The organism is Amycolatopsis sp. NPDC049691 (assembly GCF_040675005.1).
Lineage (GTDB): Bacteria > Actinomycetota > Actinomycetes > Mycobacteriales > Pseudonocardiaceae > Amycolatopsis.
On sequence record NZ_JBFANX010000002.1, the window covers coordinates 108682 to 122936 of the forward strand.

The 14255-nt window shown below is 71.2% G+C and carries 14 protein-coding genes; 12 read left to right on the forward strand and 2 right to left on the reverse strand.

What is annotated here, in order from left to right:
- Nucleotides 1–14 precede the first annotated feature (14 nt).
- Nucleotides 15–977 (reverse strand): Gfo/Idh/MocA family oxidoreductase, encoded by a 963-nt coding sequence (locus AB0J40_RS04715; protein ID WP_364447614.1) that lies wholly within the window; start codon nt 975–977, stop codon nt 15–17.
- Between the two features lie 88 nt (nt 978–1065).
- Here AB0J40_RS04715 and AB0J40_RS04720 point away from each other — a divergent pair, with 88 nt between their 5' ends.
- Complete coding sequence (locus AB0J40_RS04720; protein ID WP_364447617.1) at nt 1066–1446, forward strand: hypothetical protein; 381 nt, start codon at nt 1066–1068, stop codon at nt 1444–1446.
- Nucleotides 1447–1483: 37 nt separating this feature from the next.
- Nucleotides 1484–2623: a tRNA dihydrouridine synthase DusB gene (gene dusB / locus AB0J40_RS04725; protein WP_364447619.1), complete on the forward strand. Its 1140-nt coding sequence runs from the start codon at nt 1484–1486 to the stop codon at nt 2621–2623.
- Here the strand turns inward: dusB and AB0J40_RS04730 are convergent.
- Complete coding sequence (locus tag AB0J40_RS04730) at nt 2544–2921, reverse strand: hypothetical protein (RefSeq protein ID WP_364447622.1); 378 nt, start codon at nt 2919–2921, stop codon at nt 2544–2546. The genes dusB and AB0J40_RS04730 overlap by 80 nt on opposite strands.
- 109 nt (nt 2922–3030) lie before the next feature.
- On the opposite strand from AB0J40_RS04730, the gene AB0J40_RS04735 reads away from it, so the two are divergent.
- The 10 genes from AB0J40_RS04735 to AB0J40_RS04780 all read left to right on the forward strand — a co-directional run bounded on the left by AB0J40_RS04735 (nt 3031) and on the right by AB0J40_RS04780 (nt 13519).
- A complete protein-coding gene (locus AB0J40_RS04735; RefSeq protein WP_364447624.1) occupies nt 3031–3669 on the forward strand; it encodes a VC0807 family protein in 639 nt (212 codons plus the stop codon).
- A gap of 33 nt (nt 3670–3702) precedes the next feature.
- Nucleotides 3703–4395 carry a GntR family transcriptional regulator gene (locus AB0J40_RS04740; RefSeq protein WP_364447627.1) on the forward strand — a complete coding sequence of 231 codons (693 nt, stop codon included), beginning with the start codon at nt 3703–3705 and terminating at the stop codon, nt 4393–4395.
- Nucleotides 4392–5387, forward strand: coding sequence for an ADP-ribosylglycohydrolase family protein (locus tag AB0J40_RS04745; RefSeq protein WP_364447630.1), 996 nt, complete (start codon nt 4392–4394; stop codon nt 5385–5387). Before AB0J40_RS04740 ends, AB0J40_RS04745 begins: the two co-directional genes overlap by 4 nt.
- Entirely contained in the window at nt 5384–6259 is an 876-nt protein-coding gene (locus AB0J40_RS04750) for a PfkB family carbohydrate kinase (RefSeq protein WP_364447633.1), read from the forward strand. The genes AB0J40_RS04745 and AB0J40_RS04750 overlap by 4 nt, the downstream gene beginning before the upstream one ends.
- Nucleotides 6256–7698 carry a cytosine permease gene (locus AB0J40_RS04755; RefSeq protein WP_364447635.1) on the forward strand — a complete coding sequence of 481 codons (1443 nt, stop codon included), beginning with the start codon at nt 6256–6258 and terminating at the stop codon, nt 7696–7698. Before AB0J40_RS04750 ends, AB0J40_RS04755 begins: the two co-directional genes overlap by 4 nt.
- Nucleotides 7695–8222 carry a cysteine hydrolase gene (locus AB0J40_RS04760; protein ID WP_364447638.1) on the forward strand — a complete coding sequence of 176 codons (528 nt, stop codon included), beginning with the start codon at nt 7695–7697 and terminating at the stop codon, nt 8220–8222. Before AB0J40_RS04755 ends, AB0J40_RS04760 begins: the two co-directional genes overlap by 4 nt.
- Before the next feature lie 10 nt (nt 8223–8232).
- On the forward strand, nt 8233–11220 hold the full coding sequence (locus tag AB0J40_RS04765; RefSeq protein ID WP_364447641.1) for an NACHT domain-containing protein: 2988 nt from the start codon (nt 8233–8235) through the stop codon (nt 11218–11220).
- A gap of 37 nt (nt 11221–11257) precedes the next feature.
- Complete coding sequence (locus tag AB0J40_RS04770; protein WP_364447644.1) at nt 11258–12091, forward strand: alpha/beta hydrolase; 834 nt, start codon at nt 11258–11260, stop codon at nt 12089–12091.
- Nucleotides 12092–12177: 86 nt separating this feature from the next.
- The gene (gene idi, locus AB0J40_RS04775; protein WP_364447647.1) at nt 12178–12741 is read left to right on the forward strand and encodes an isopentenyl-diphosphate Delta-isomerase; all 564 of its coding nucleotides are present in this window, start codon (nt 12178–12180) and stop codon (nt 12739–12741) included.
- Between the two features lie 109 nt (nt 12742–12850).
- The gene (locus AB0J40_RS04780; RefSeq protein WP_364447650.1) at nt 12851–13519 is read left to right on the forward strand and encodes a GGDEF domain-containing protein; all 669 of its coding nucleotides are present in this window, start codon (nt 12851–12853) and stop codon (nt 13517–13519) included.
- Nucleotides 13520–14255 lie beyond the last annotated feature (736 nt).

The window sequence follows — 14255 nt, forward strand, 5'->3', positions numbered from 1 at the left end:
GCGGATCCGTAGCACTACTCAACCGCGGTGAGTACCCGGTCCATGGTCGTCATGATCGAGACGGTCTCGGCGAGCGGCATGAGCGGGCTTTCGGTGTCGCCGGCCGCCAGCAGCCGCGCGACCTCGTCGGCCTGGTGCCGCAGGCCACGGCCCTCGTCGACGTACTCGTGGCGGACGCGCTCGCCCTCGCGCGGGACGAGCGTGAAGGACGCGGGAGCGTAGAACGGCCCGTCGACCTCGATGCGCGCGTCCGTGCCGACGACGACCGCGGTGGTCGGCGAAACCGCGCTCAACGTGCAGTTCAGCACGGCCTGTGCGCCGTTCGGGTAGCCGAACAGCATCGACATCTGCGCGTCGACGCCGGTGAAGGCGGGCGTCGCCATGGCGGCGACGCGGTCGGGCGTGCCGAGGACCATCGACGCGAACGAAACGGGGTAGATCCCCAGGTCGAGCAGGGCGCCACCGCCGAGTTCGGGTGCGAAGAGCCGGAAGGCGGGGTCTTCGGCGAACCACTGCCCGTGGTCGGCGGCGACGGTGACGACGTCGCCGAGGCTCGGCAGCAGCTCCCGGATGTGCCGGATGTGCGGCAGGAAGCGCGTCCACATGGCTTCCATCAGGAAGAGGTTCCGCTCCTTCGCCAGCGCGACGAGGTCCCGCGCCTCTTCGGCGTTCATGGTGAACGGCTTTTCGACCAGCACGGGCTTGCCCGCTTCCAGGGCGAGCCGCGCGTTGCCGTGGTGCAGGGGGTGCGGAGTGGCGACGTAGACGACGTCGACGTCCGGGTCGTTCGCGAGGGCTTCGTAGCTGCTGTGCCGGGTCGGGACACCGCGCGCGTCCGCGAACCGCTCGGCGCTCTCGGCCGTGCGCGACCCGACGGCCGCGACGACGCCGGAGTCCGTCAGCTTCAGGTCTTCCGCGAAGGCGCCGGCGATGCCGCCGGTGCCCATGATTCCCCAGCGCAGGGGCTTGTCGGTCATGCCGGAACCCTATGTCGGCAAAAGCACGGTGGGTGCCCGCCGCGCGGTCGGGCACGGTGGGGGTTCCCGAGTCGAGCGGAGGCTCGCCGTGCCCCGTCGCCGTGTGCCCGAACGCGCCACCCCCGTCGGCGCCGGCCGGATCTTCCTGCCGGTGATGCTGGTCGTCTTCGGCCTGGGGACGCTGGTGCTCCTGGTCGCCACGGTCAGGGTGCTGGCGAGCGACCCCGACCGGTCGCCGTGGCTGGTGCTGTCGGCGTTCGCGACGGCGATCCAGCTGATCGCGGTGGTCGCGCTCGGCTTCAAGCGCCGCTGGGGCGCGCAGGTGCTGGCGGCGGCGTTCGTGGCGAGCGTGCTGCTGGACTTCGCGTCGGTGAGCGGGCTGACCACGGGCGCGGCCCTGATCAAGATCATCGCGGCCGGCGTGCTGGCCACGGCGGTCCTGGTGCGGTGGGACGACCTGGTCGCTTGACCGCCCCTGGTCGACGTGATCGACACCACAGGCGACAATGGAGGACGTGACCGCCACCCTGAGCAAGCCCGCCCTGAAGATCGGCCCCTACCAGGTCGATCCCCCAGTCGTGCTCGCTCCGATGGCCGGCATCACCAACGTCGCCTTCCGGCAGCTGTGCCAGGAGTACGGCGCCGGCATCTACGTGTGCGAAATGATCACCGCGCGAGCCGTCGTCGAACGGCACCCCGGGACCATGCACATGATGACCTTCGGGGCCCACGAAAAGCCCCGGTCCATGCAGCTCTACGGCGTCGACCCGAAGACCATGGCCGAAGCGGTCCGGATCATCGTCGGCGAGGGGCTCGCCGACCACGTCGACTCCAACTTCGGCTGCCCGGTCGCGAAGGTGACGCGCAAGGGCGGCGGGGCGGCGCTGCCGTACAAGCGGAAGCTGTTCGAGGCGATCGTCCGGGAGTCCGCCCGCGCGGCGGGCGACGTGCCGTTCACGGTGAAGTTCCGCATCGGCATCGACGACGACCACCGCACGTTCCTCGACGCCGGCCGCATCGCCGAAGCCGAGGGCGCGGCGGCGGTCAGCCTGCACGCGCGCACCGCCGCGCAGCGCTACTCCGGCCAGGCCGACTGGACGAAGATCGCGGAGCTGAAGGAAGCCGTCACGAGCATCCCGGTGCTGGGCAACGGCGACATCTTCACGGCGGACGACGCGCTGCGCATGGTCGCCGAGACGGGCTGCGACGGCGTCGTCGTCGGCCGCGGCTGCCTGGGCCGGCCGTGGCTGTTCGGCGAGCTGGAAGCGGCCTTCGCCGGACGCCCGCTGCCGACCCCGCCGAACCTCGGCGAGGTGGCCCGCGTGCTGCGCCGCCACACGGAACTGCTCATCGAGCACGACGGCCACGACAAGGCGATGCGCGACATCCGCAAGCACATGGCCTGGTACCTGATGGGCTTCCCGGTCGGTTCGGAGCTGCGCCGCGGGTTCGCGATGGTGTCGTCGATGGACCAGCTGGACGACCTGATCGCCCAGCTGGACCACGCCGCGCCCTTCCCCGAGGCGGCGACGGGCCCGCGCGGGCGTCAGGGCTCCCCGGGCAAGGTCACGCTGCCGCACGGCTGGCTCGACGACCCGGACGACGACTGCGTCCCCGAGGCGGAAGACATGCACTCAGGAGGCTGAGCCCGAAGAGCAGCACCCCGAGCGGCACGTGCACGACCTTGACGTGCGCGATCCCCAGCGCGACCTGGGCCAGCACGAGCACGAGAAAGCCCGCGGCGAACCCGATCGGCCGCGGTGAGCCGCCACCGGGCCGCCACGCCAGCACCGTCGCGATCACCTGGACCACCGCCACGCCGAACACGGTGTACGCCGCCGCGCTGTGGAGCGGATGGCCGGCTTTGGTGGTGAGCAGCAGGCCGGCGGTGACGGCGGAGAGGAAGACCGCGAGGGTCTGCACGAGGCGCAAGAAGGTTCCCATGCGGACCCGACGACGCAGGCACGCGGAATGTGAGGCCGTGACATCTGTCAGGCCGAAGTCGTGGCGGACGGCATCCGTGCCGGACCTCCCGCGGCGCCAAGCTTTTCCCATGACGAACAACGGTTCCCCGCTCAAGTCCCTCGCGATCGACATCGCGGTCCCGATCGGCGTCTACTACGGGCTCCACGCGCTCGGCGTCAGCGTCTTCCTGAGCCTCGCCCTCAGCGGTGTCGTCCCGCTCGCCCGGACGCTCCACCAGTTCGCCAAGGAGCGCACCCTCAACGGTCTCGCGCTGGTCGTCCTGGTCACGAACGTCGTCGGCATGCTGCTGACCTTCGTCTCCGGCGACGCCCGGATGATGATCGCCAAGGACTCGCTCGGCAGCGGCATCACCGGGCTCGTCATCCTCGGCTCCGCGTTCACGGCGGCGCCGATCATGACCAAGACGATCCAGCCGTTCATCACCCGCGGCAAAGCCGAAAACGAAGCCGCCTGGGACCGCGTCAGCGGCACCGCGCAGTTCCACCGGATCATGCGCCGCACCAGCGTCATCTGGGGCATCGGGTTCGTGCTGGAGTCCACCGCCCGCGTGATCGGCGCCTTCACGCTGCCGGTCGAAACCATGGTGTGGCTGAGCACTGTCATCTTCGTGAGCGCCTTCGCGGCGATGATGGTCATCGGCGGGAAGACGGCCGAGCGGGCCGGCAAGCTGGTCGAAGCCGAAGCCAGGCAGCTCGTCGCGGCTTGACCTGCGACAACACCAGGGTGTACAGGTGTGTACATGTACAGCAAGCGGCAGCAGCTCGTCGGTGACCTCTCCGACCTGATCCGCTCGGGCCGCCTCGCCCACGGCGAACGGCTCCCCGGCGAAAACCAGCTCGCCCTGCAGTACCAGGTCAGCCGCGGCACCGTCCGCAGCGCCCTGTCCGAGCTCCAGCAGCTCGAGCTCATCTCCACCCAGGCCGGCGTCGGCTCGTTCGTCACCTTCGACGGCGTCCAGCTCGACCAGCGGATCGGCTGGGCCCGCGCCCTCGCCGACGCCGGCGCGCCCGTCACCACCGAGCTCCTCGGCATCGAGGCCGTCGAAGACCAGGCCCTCGAAGAGGAGTTCGGCGAGACGGCCTACGTCGCCGTCCGGCGGCTGCGGCGGGAACACGACCGAGGCGTCTCGCTCGAAACCGCCACCGTCCCGGCCACCGGCCTGCTCGCCGACCTCCCCGAGACCGGCCTCCGCGACGGTTCCCTCACCAAGACCCTCGAAGCCGCCGGGCGGATCTCCGTCGGCGGCGATCAGTGGATCAGCACCGAACGCCTCGACGCCGGCGCCGCCGAACTGCTCGGCCGCAGCATCGGCGAGCTCTTCCTCCGCGCCGAACGCACCTCGGTCGACATCGAGGGCAGGCTCGTCGAACGCGTCGTCAGCCTGCTGGACCCCGACCGGTTCCAGTTCCACCTCACCTTCGGACACCGGTGAGCGCGCGGGACCGGGCGGTCGGCGCGTTCACCGGCCTCGCCGTCGGCGACGCGCTCGGCATGCCGACGCAGTCCATGTCCCGCGCCGCGATCGCCGCCGCCTACGGGCCGGTGACCGGCCTGCTGACCGCCGTCGCCGAGCAGCCGGTCGCGCCGTCGATGCCCGCCGGGTCGGTCACCGACGACACCGAACAGGCCGTCCTGCTGGCCCGCCTCCTCATCGACGGCCGCGGCACCGTCGAGCCGCACGTCTTCGCCGACGCCCTGCTCATCTGGGAGGCGGACATGGTCCGCCGCGGCTCCGCGGACCTGCTCGGGCCGTCGACGAAACGCGCGCTTTCCCAGCTGCAGAACGGCGTCCCGGCCGACGAAGCCGGCCGCACCGGCACGACCAACGGCGCCGCCATGCGCGTCACGCCGGTCGGCATCGCCACGCCTTCCGAGGACCTGCACCGGCTGGTCGACGCCGTCGTCGCGACCGCGCGCGTCACGCACAACACCAGCCTCGGCATCGCGGCCGCCGCCGCGGTCGCGGCCACCGTGTCCGCCGGGATCGACGGCGCGAGCCTGCCCGAAGCGCTCGACGCCGGCGAGCGCGCGGCAGTCGTCGGCGGGGAACGGGGCCACTGGGCGCCCGGCGGGGAGATCGCCGCCCGGATCCACTGGGCGCGCGGCTGGGTGCGGGGCATGGCGCCGGACGCCGTCGCCGACGCCGTCGCCCGGGTCATCGGCACGTCCGTCGCGTCGCAGGAGTCCGTCGTCGCCGCCTTCGCGCTGGCCGAGGCCATGGGCGACGACCCGCCGGCGGCGTTGCGGCTGGCCGCCGGGCTCGGCGGCGACACCGACACGGTCGCCGCGATCTGCGGGGCGATGCTCGGCGCCGCGCACGGCGTCGGCGCCTTCCGCCCCGACGTCGTCGAGACCGTGCTGACCGTCAACCGCCTCGACCTCGGCCCGCTGGTCGACGAGCTGCTCAAGCTGCGCCGCCGATGACCGGGCGGCTGGTGCACACCGGGCAGGTCGTCCTCGACCTCGTCATGGCGGTACCGGCCCTGCCCCCGCCGGGTGGCGACGTGCTGGCGTCTTCGACGGACCTGGCGCCCGGCGGCGGTTTCAACGTCATGGCCGCGGCCGCGCGCTCCGGCGCCCGCGTGCTCTACGCGGGCAGCCACGGCACCGGCGTCTTCGGTGATCTCGTGCGGGCCGCCCTGACGGCCGAAGGCATCGAGCTGGCCCACGACCCGACCCCGGAGCTGGACACCGGGGTCGTCGTCGCGCTGGTCGACAGCACCGGCGAGCGCACCTTCGCGACCGGCACCGGCGCCGAAGGGCGGCTGACGCCCGCGGCGCTCGCCAACGTCCTCCCAACGAGTGACGACGTCGTGTACGTATCCGGCTACAGTTGGTTGCACAAGAGCAATCGCAGGGCTCTCGCCGAGTGGCTTCCCCACATCTCTGGCTCGAGAACCCTTTTCGATCCCGGCCCGCTGGCCGGTGACCTCACTCCCGGAGACCTGCACGAGTTACTGTCCTATGTAGACATATTGAGCTGCAACGCGCGCGAAGCCGACGTGCTCGGCGAGCTGCCGGAAGTGGCCATCATCCGCGACGGCGCGAAAGGCTGCCGCGTCCACGACCACGGCCGCGTCACCGACGTGCCCGGCTTCCCCGTGGACGCGGTGGACACCAACGGGGCCGGCGACACGCACTGCGGCGTTTTGGCCGCGGAACTGCTGCGCGGCAGTACCCTCCTCGACGCCGCCGTGCGCGCCAACGCGGCGGCCGCGCTTTCGGTGACCCGCCGCGGCCCGGCGACGGCACCGCGCCGGGCGGAGATCGACGAGCTGGTGGAGGCCACGACATGAGCGGTACCGAAACCCGCGGTCTGAAGGTGGAGACCAACGGCCTCGACGTGATCGACGACGCCGAGCGCCGCGGGCGCCCGCGGCAACTGTTCTGGCCGTGGTTCGGCGCGAACGTGTCGGTGCTGGGGCTGAGCTACGGCTCGTTCACCCTCGGCTTCGGCATCTCGTTCTGGCAGGCACTGGTCGCCGGCGTCGTCGGCATCCTGTTCTCGTTCCTGCTGTGCGGGTTCATCGCGATCGCCGGCAAGCGCGGCTCGGCGCCGACGATGCTGCTCTCGCGGGCGGCGTTCGGTGTCCGCGGCAACCGGCTGCCGTCGGCGATCTCGTGGCTGCTGACGGTCGGCTGGGAAACCGTGCTCACGGCGTTGGCGACGCTGGCGACGTCGACGGTCTTCGAGCGCCTCGGCTGGGGCGGCGGGACCGCGACGAAGGTGATCGCGCTGGTCGTGGTCGCCGCGCTGACGGTCGCCGCCGGCGTGCTCGGCTTCGACGCGATCATGAAGCTGCAGACGTGGATCACCTGGATCACCGGCGTGCTCACGGTGGTCTACGTGGTGCTCGTGGCCGGTGACGTGCACTGGGCCGCGGTCGGCGCGCTGCCGTCCGGCTCGGCGCAGCAGTGGGTCGGCTCGCTGGTGTTCCTGATGACCGGCTTCGGCCTCGGCTGGGTCAACGCGGCCGCGGACTACTCGCGCTACCTGCCGCGTTCGGCGTCGGGCCGGGGCGTGGTCGGCTGGACGACGTTCGGCGCGTCGGTCGCGCCGCTGGTGCTGCTGGTGTTCGGGCTGCTGCTGGCCGGCTCGTCGCCGGACCTGAACAAGGCCATCGCGGCCGACCCGATCGGCGCGCTGACGACGTTGCTGCCGCTGTGGTTCCTGGTGCCGTTCGCGATCGTCGCGGTGCTCGGCCTGGTCGGCGGCGCCGTGCTCGACATCTATTCGTCGGGCCTGGCGCTGCTCTCGGCGGGGTTGCGCGTGCCGCGCCCGCTGGCGGCGTTCGTCGACGGCGTGCTCATGGTGGCGGGCACGATCTACATCGTCTTCTTCGGCGGCGAGTTCCTCGGCCAGTTCCAGGGTTTCCTGGTGACGCTGGGCGTCCCGGTCGCGGCGTGGTGCGGCGTGATGCTCGCGGACGTCCTGCTGCGCCGGCGCGACTACGCCGAGGCCGACCTGTTCGACCCGGCCGGCCGCTACGGCGACGTCCGGGTGGGGCCGATCGCGCTGGTCCTGGTGTCCACGGCGCTCGGCTGGGGTCTGGTGACGAACACGTCCGCGGACTGGCTGAAGTGGCAGGGCTACCTCTTGGAGCCGTTCGGCCTCGGCGGCCGCGACGGCTCGTGGGCGTACGCGAACCTGGGCGTGCTGCTGGCGCTGGCGCTCGGTTTCGTGGTGACGTTGTCGACGCGCCAACGCATCCGCGCGCAGGAGGCAGCGGCGTGAGATCGGTCCTGGCGGTCATCGACCTGCAGAACGTGTTCGCCGACCCGGCGAGCGAGTGGTTCACCCCGCGCTTCGCCGAGGTGGTGCCCCGGATCGCCCGCCTGGTGACGGCCTTCGGCGACGACGTGGTGTTCACCCGGTTCATCGCACCGGCGAAGCCGGAAGGAGCGTGGCAGCAGTACTACGAGCAGTGGCCGTTCGCGTTGCAGCCGCCGGAGTCCCCGCTGTACCAGGTGGTCGACGCGTTCCACCCACAGTCCACAGTGGACGCGACGACGTTCGGCAAGTGGACGCCCCGCATGGCCACCCGGGTGGGCGGCGCGCGCCTGGTGCTGGCGGGGGTCTCGACGGACTGCTGCGTGCTGTCGACGGCGCTGGCGGCGGCGGACGCGGGGGTGTCGGTCACGGTGGTATCGGACGCCTGCGCGGGAGTGGACGACGAGAGCCACGCGAAGGCACTGGACATCATGCGGCTGTACGGCCCGTTGGTGAAGGTGGCCACCACGGAGGAGGTGCTGGGCTAACGTTGGCGCGGTGAGCCTCGAAGCCTCGGCGATCGCGTTGACGACAGCGGTGGTGAAGGCCGCCGCGAAGATCTGGCTGGGCGACCGCCCGATCGCCGCCGACGCTTCGGCCAAGGCACTCGACCTGCTGGAGAAGCAGGTCACCGGCCTGAACGACCGCCGCAAGCTCCGCCTGCTGTTCACCAACCTGGAATCGCGGGTAGCGGACCGGCTGCTGCCCTTCCTGGACGTCGAGTTCCGGGCGCTGCCGGAGAACGAGCGGGCCGCAGCGGTGGACGCGGTCCGCGAAACGTTCGACGAAGCCGCCCTGACCGACGACGACCTGTTCGCCACCGACCTCGACGCGGCGTACCTCTACCGCTACCTGCTCCGAACGGTCCCCGGCGTGACCACGCTCCTCTCGGCGGACGCGACCGAGCTGTACCAGCGGGTCCTGCGGGAGTGCTGCGCATACCTGGTGCAGGTGACGAGCACCTTGCCCCGCTTCCAGCCGGGCGCGCTGGTCGAAGTACTGCGCCGCGAGACGGAGATCCTGGAAACGGTCCGCAACGTCCTGGCGGCATTGCCCGAACGCCGCCACCCGGAAGACTTCGCGGCGGACTTCCGCCGCCAGGTGGTCACAGCGCTGGACCGGATGGCCCTGTTCGGCGCGGGCCTGACCGACGCGACCCGGCTGTACCCGCTGTCGGTCGCCTACCTCAGTCTCACCGTCAGCACCGACCGGGAAGGCATGCCGGCGGACCGGATCGAGCACGTCCTTCCCCAGACCCGGCGGATCCTGATCCGGGGCGAAGCGGGCTCCGGCAAGACGACCATGCTGCAGTGGCTGGCCGTCAAGTGCGCGAACCGGGAGCTGCGGAACATCGACGGCTGGGACGATCTCGAACCGTTCCTGGTGCGGTTGCGGCAGTTCAGCTGGTCTCCGCTGCCGGCACCGGAGCGGTTCCTCGACGACGTCGGCCGGCACATCGCCGACGAAATGCCGAAGGGCTGGGTGCACCGGCGCCTGCGCCAGGGCCGGGCCGTCGTGCTCGTGGACGGGATCGACGAGCTGCCCGAGGAACGCCGCCCCGAGGTGCGGGAATGGCTCGGCGAGCTGATCGAGACGTTCCCGCGCGCCCGGTACGTCGTCACGACGCGTCCGGCCGCGGTGGGGCCGGGCTGGCTCTCCGCCGAGGACTTCACCGAGGTGCGGCTGCAGCCGATGACGCCACGCGATGTCCGGACGTTCGTCACCCGCTGGCACGCGGCGATGGGCGAGCACCTGGCCGAGCGCCGTGACGCTCTGGTTGCGGCCATCGGCACGCGCAGTGCCTTGCGGCGGCTGGCCGAGAACCCGTTGCTGTGCGCGCTGTTGTGCGCGTTGCACCACGAAGGCAACGGGCAGCTTCCGGACAACCGGATGGAGCTGTACGAAGTCGCCCTGCGGATGTTGCTCGACAGCCGTGACGTCGAACGGCGGATCGAATCCGACGTCCGGCTGTCGCTCACCGAAAAGCTCGTGCTGCTGCGGTACCTGGCGTACTGGCTGGTCCGCAACGGGCACGCGGACATCGCTGCAGAAGACGCGGAGACGCGGATCGCGGCGAAGCTGGCGTCGATGGGTCAGATCGACGCCAGCCCGCACAAGGTGTTCCGGCACCTGCTCGATCGTGGCGGGGTACTCCGGGAGCCGGTGCCGGGGAGGATCGACTTCGTGCACCGGACCTTCGGCGAGTACCTCGCGGCCAAGGCGGCGGTCGAAGAAGACGACATCGGCATCCTGGTGGCGAACGCCGATCGTGACGATTGGCGTGAGGTCGTCGTCCTGGCAGCCGGTCACGCGTACCCGGCGCAGCGGGAGAAGCTGATCCAGGGCATTCTCGACCGCCGGGTCACCCAGCTCAGCCTGGTGGCGTTGGCGTGCCTGGAAACTTCACCCGAGCTGCCCGACCGGTTGCGCTCGGAAATCCACCGCCGGACCGCGGCACTGATCCCGCCCAAGAACAAGGGCCGGGCGGAATTCCTCGCGAAGGCGGGCGAGTTCGTTCTCGACCTCCTCGCCGAATGCGATCCCGCCGAACCCGAGACCGCGGCGGCGACCGTCCGCGCGATCGGGTTGATCGGTGGCCAGGGTGCACTGGAACTGCTGACCCGCTTCGGCGGGCGGTCGGACCCCGCTGTGGTGAAGGAACTGGTCGCGGCGCGGGAACGGTTCGATCCGGCCGAGTACGCCGAGAGCGTGCTCGCCCATGCCGTCTTGCCGGACGGCTACCTGCACGTGACCGACCCGGCGCTGCTCGATGGCCTGGAACACCTGCGGTACCTCGAAAAACTCGACTGTTGGTTCGAGGCGGGCTACGGAGACCTCGGGTTCGTCCGGAAGCTGCCCCGGCTGCGCAGCCTCGGCGTCGGCGACCTAGCCGGGTTCGACCTGCGTTCGCTGGCCGGAACCGCGCTGGAACGCATCACCTTGATGGGAAATCCGCTGCCCGGGTCCGTCGACATCGGCGTGCTCGCGGACATACCCGGCCTGACCACCTTCATCACCGACGTGGAGACCCACGGGTGGTCGCGGTTCGCGCGGCTGCGGCACCTGGAACACCTGCAACTGAGCTGGGTCCAGGACCCCGGGACGCTGGCAGAGCTGACACCGCTGAGCTATTTGCCTTCGCTGGCCCTGTACCAGGTCGCCGACCTCACGGACTTGAATCCAGTGTCCTTCTTGGCCGCACCGCGCACGCTGAGCTTCGACTCCTGCCGGGCGCTCCGGGACATCTCGGCCGTCACCGAGTGGTCCGCGAGCCTGACCGATCTCCGGCTGCGCAGCTGTCCCGCCGTGGACCTGGCACCACTCGGCAGGCTGACCGAGCTGCGCACGCTTCAACTCGTCGACGTCGACGAAGCCGACCTCACGCCGCTCGCCGGCAAGGCCGGTCTCACGGTGCGCGTGACCGACGGCACCCGGCTGGCCGGTGCCGGCCTGCTGGGTCCGGGCAGCGAAGTCGAGCGACGCTGACACCGAACGTTCAACCGGGCGAAGTAGATTCGGCCTCGTGATCGACCACATCAGCATCCCCACCGAAGCCGGTTCCTTCGACGCCATCGCGGCCGGGCCTGAAGACGGCCGGCCCGTGTTGCTGCTGCACGGCTTCCCCGAGGCCGCCGTCGAGTGGGAGCACCAGGTCGCCACCCTCGGGGTGCTCGGCTACCGGGCCGTCGCGCCCGATCAGCGTGGCTACTCGCCCGACGTGCGGCCCGAGCAGGCCGCCGACTACTCCATCGATCACCTCGTCGGGGACGTCGTCACGATCACCGAACGGCTCGGCTGGCAGCAGTTCGACCTCGTCGGGCACGACTGGGGCGGCGCCGTCGCCTGGTGGACCGCCGACGCGCACCCCGAACGGCTGCGCAGCCTCACCGTCGTCTCCACGCCGCACCCCGCCGCGCTCGCCGACGCCATGAAGACCGACGAGGACCAGCACCTGCGGACGCGGTACATGACCGAGTGGCGCCAGACCCGCGTCACCGAGCGGCGGATGCTCGAGAACGACGGCCGCGCGCTGCGGGAGATGTTCGAGCGGCGGCTGCCGCCGTCGAAGGTCGACGACTACGTGCAGCGGCTGTCCGAGCCGGGCGCGCTCACCGCGGCCCTCAACTGGTACCGCGCCGGCCGGCCCGGCGGGAAGATCGGCAAGATCTCCGTGCCGACGCTCTACATCTGGAGCACCGAGGACGTCTCGTTCGGCTCGACCGCCGCGCTCGACACCGCGAACTGGGTCACCGGCCCCTACCGGTTCGAAATGCTGGAAGACGTCACGCACTGGGCGCCGGAAGAGGCGCCGGAAGCCGTCACCACGCTCATCGTCGAGCACCTCGACGCGCGGTAACGACCCGTCACCCGGCCGGGCGGACCGCCGGTAACCCACCCGCATCGCGGTACGGGCGCCGGTCGTCCGTCGTGTTCACTGGGGTGGTGGACATCGCGACCGAACCCGAGACCGAGCAGGTCGTCTTCGTCACCGAAGACGGCGTGCCCACCGGCGAAACCGGCCCGAAGCTGGCCAGCCACCACGAGCACACCCGGTTGCACCTGGCCTTCTCCTGCTACGTCTTGCGACGCGCGGACAACGCCCTGCTGATCACCCAGCGCGCGCTGCACAAGAAGGTCTGGCCAGGGGTCTGGACCAACAGCGTCTGCGGCCACCCGGCGCCGGGCGAGTCCCTCGAGGACGCCGTCCGCCGGCGCGCCGGCTACGAGCTCGGGCTGCCGTCGCTGTCCGGCCTGCACTGCGTGCTGCCGAAGTACCGGTACCGGACGCCGCCGTTCCAGGGCATCGTCGAGAACGAGTTCTGCCCGGTCTTCGCCGCCTGGGCCGACGCCGAGCCGGAGCCGAACCCGGCCGAGGTCGGCGACTGGCGCTGGGTTCCGTGGACCGACTACCAAGAGCTACTGAACGACGAAACGGCTAATGTGAGTTACTGGGCCAAAGACCAGTTCGCCCAGCTCAAGGGGATCGAGCCGTTCTCCGGACTCTGACGGTTTGACTCCGGAGCGTCACTGCCGTACTCCCGTTTGAGCGAAATTCACCTTCGTCCTCAAGCGCGACCTCCGCTACGACGACAACCAATGCGTGGTGGAGGTGGGCATGGTCGCCGGGGACGAAGCCGTGCTGCGCCGGAGCCCGGACGCGCCGGACCTGCTCCGCCTGCACGAGGCCGTCGCGACGCTCTTCGCCACCCAGGGCGACTGGCGGCGCGCCTACCAGCACCTCCGCTCGGCGCTGGACATCGCCCGCGACGGCAGCCTGCGCGACGCGCTGACGTCGAGCTACAACCGTCGGTACCTCGACGAGCGGTTGTCCGGACCGTTCGCCGACCGGCAGCCAGGGCCGCTCGGCATCGCGCTCGTCGATCTCGACCGCTTCAAGCGCGTGAACGACACGTACGGTCACCTCGTCGGCGACCGCGTCCTCCGCCGGGTGGCCGACCTGCTCCAGGAAAAGCTGCCGCCGGACGGCTTCTGCGCCCGCTACGGCGGCGAGGAGTTCGTGCTGTGGCTGCCCGGCGTCGACGCCGGGCACGCCGTGGAGATCGTCGACGCGGCCCGCGTGCGCGTCGCCCGTCATCCCTGGTCAGAACTGCAGCCGGGACTGCGCGTGACCATCAGCGCCGGCCTGGCCCACGAGGGGTCGGGCGCGCCGGCGCGCCAGCTGCGCAGCGCCGATGACCTGCTTTACGCCGCGAAACGGGCCGGACGGAACAAAGTCGCCTATCAGGGCGCGCAAAGCACGCGGTTAATAACCCACTCTGAGTAACGTAAACGGCCCATTACCCCGGAAAGCTGCGGGCATCGGTCACCCGTTTGTCGACGGCCAGCGGCCGTTCGTCGACTCAAGGTGAAGAAAATTCCGGGAGGGTGTCGTCACGAACGGGGGGTATCCGTACGATAACGAAAACCTCCGGGGGAACGATCACCTCTCGCGGGGGAAGACGGCCAAGTCACGACCCCGCCTTCGATCGCGCGAAAGGAGACCGAGTGCCGGACGAGCACGACAGCCCGGGAACCGGTCGCCGTTCGGACGGTCCCGCGCGGCCCCGCACCGGCAGGCGCCGGTCGATGGAGGACCAGGGCGGGATCAGCGTCTCCGACGTCGTCGCCAAGTCCACCGGCGTTCGCCCCCTCCCGGCGCGCGAGGACCGTCCCGAACAGCCGGGACGCCGGGCCCGCGCCGCCGAGCCGCACTCGCGGTCGGCGGAACCCGCCGAAGACCCAGTACCCACGGACGCCACTCGTCAACCACGCCCGCCGAGGCCGCGCCAGCCGCGCCGCACGACGGCGGCGGCACCGGCACCCGAGGCCCCGCTCCAGCGCAGGCCCCCGGCGGCCAACCCAGGCCCCCAGCAGACGGCGGCGGCCCCCCAGCCCCCGCGGCGCATGCGTCGGCCGGCTCCGGAGGGGGAGAGAGCCGCACCGCAGCGCCCGGCGGCGCCCGGTGGTCCGGCTCGCCGCGGCGCAGTGCCGGAGGGGGCCGAGGCAGCCGCGCCGCGTCC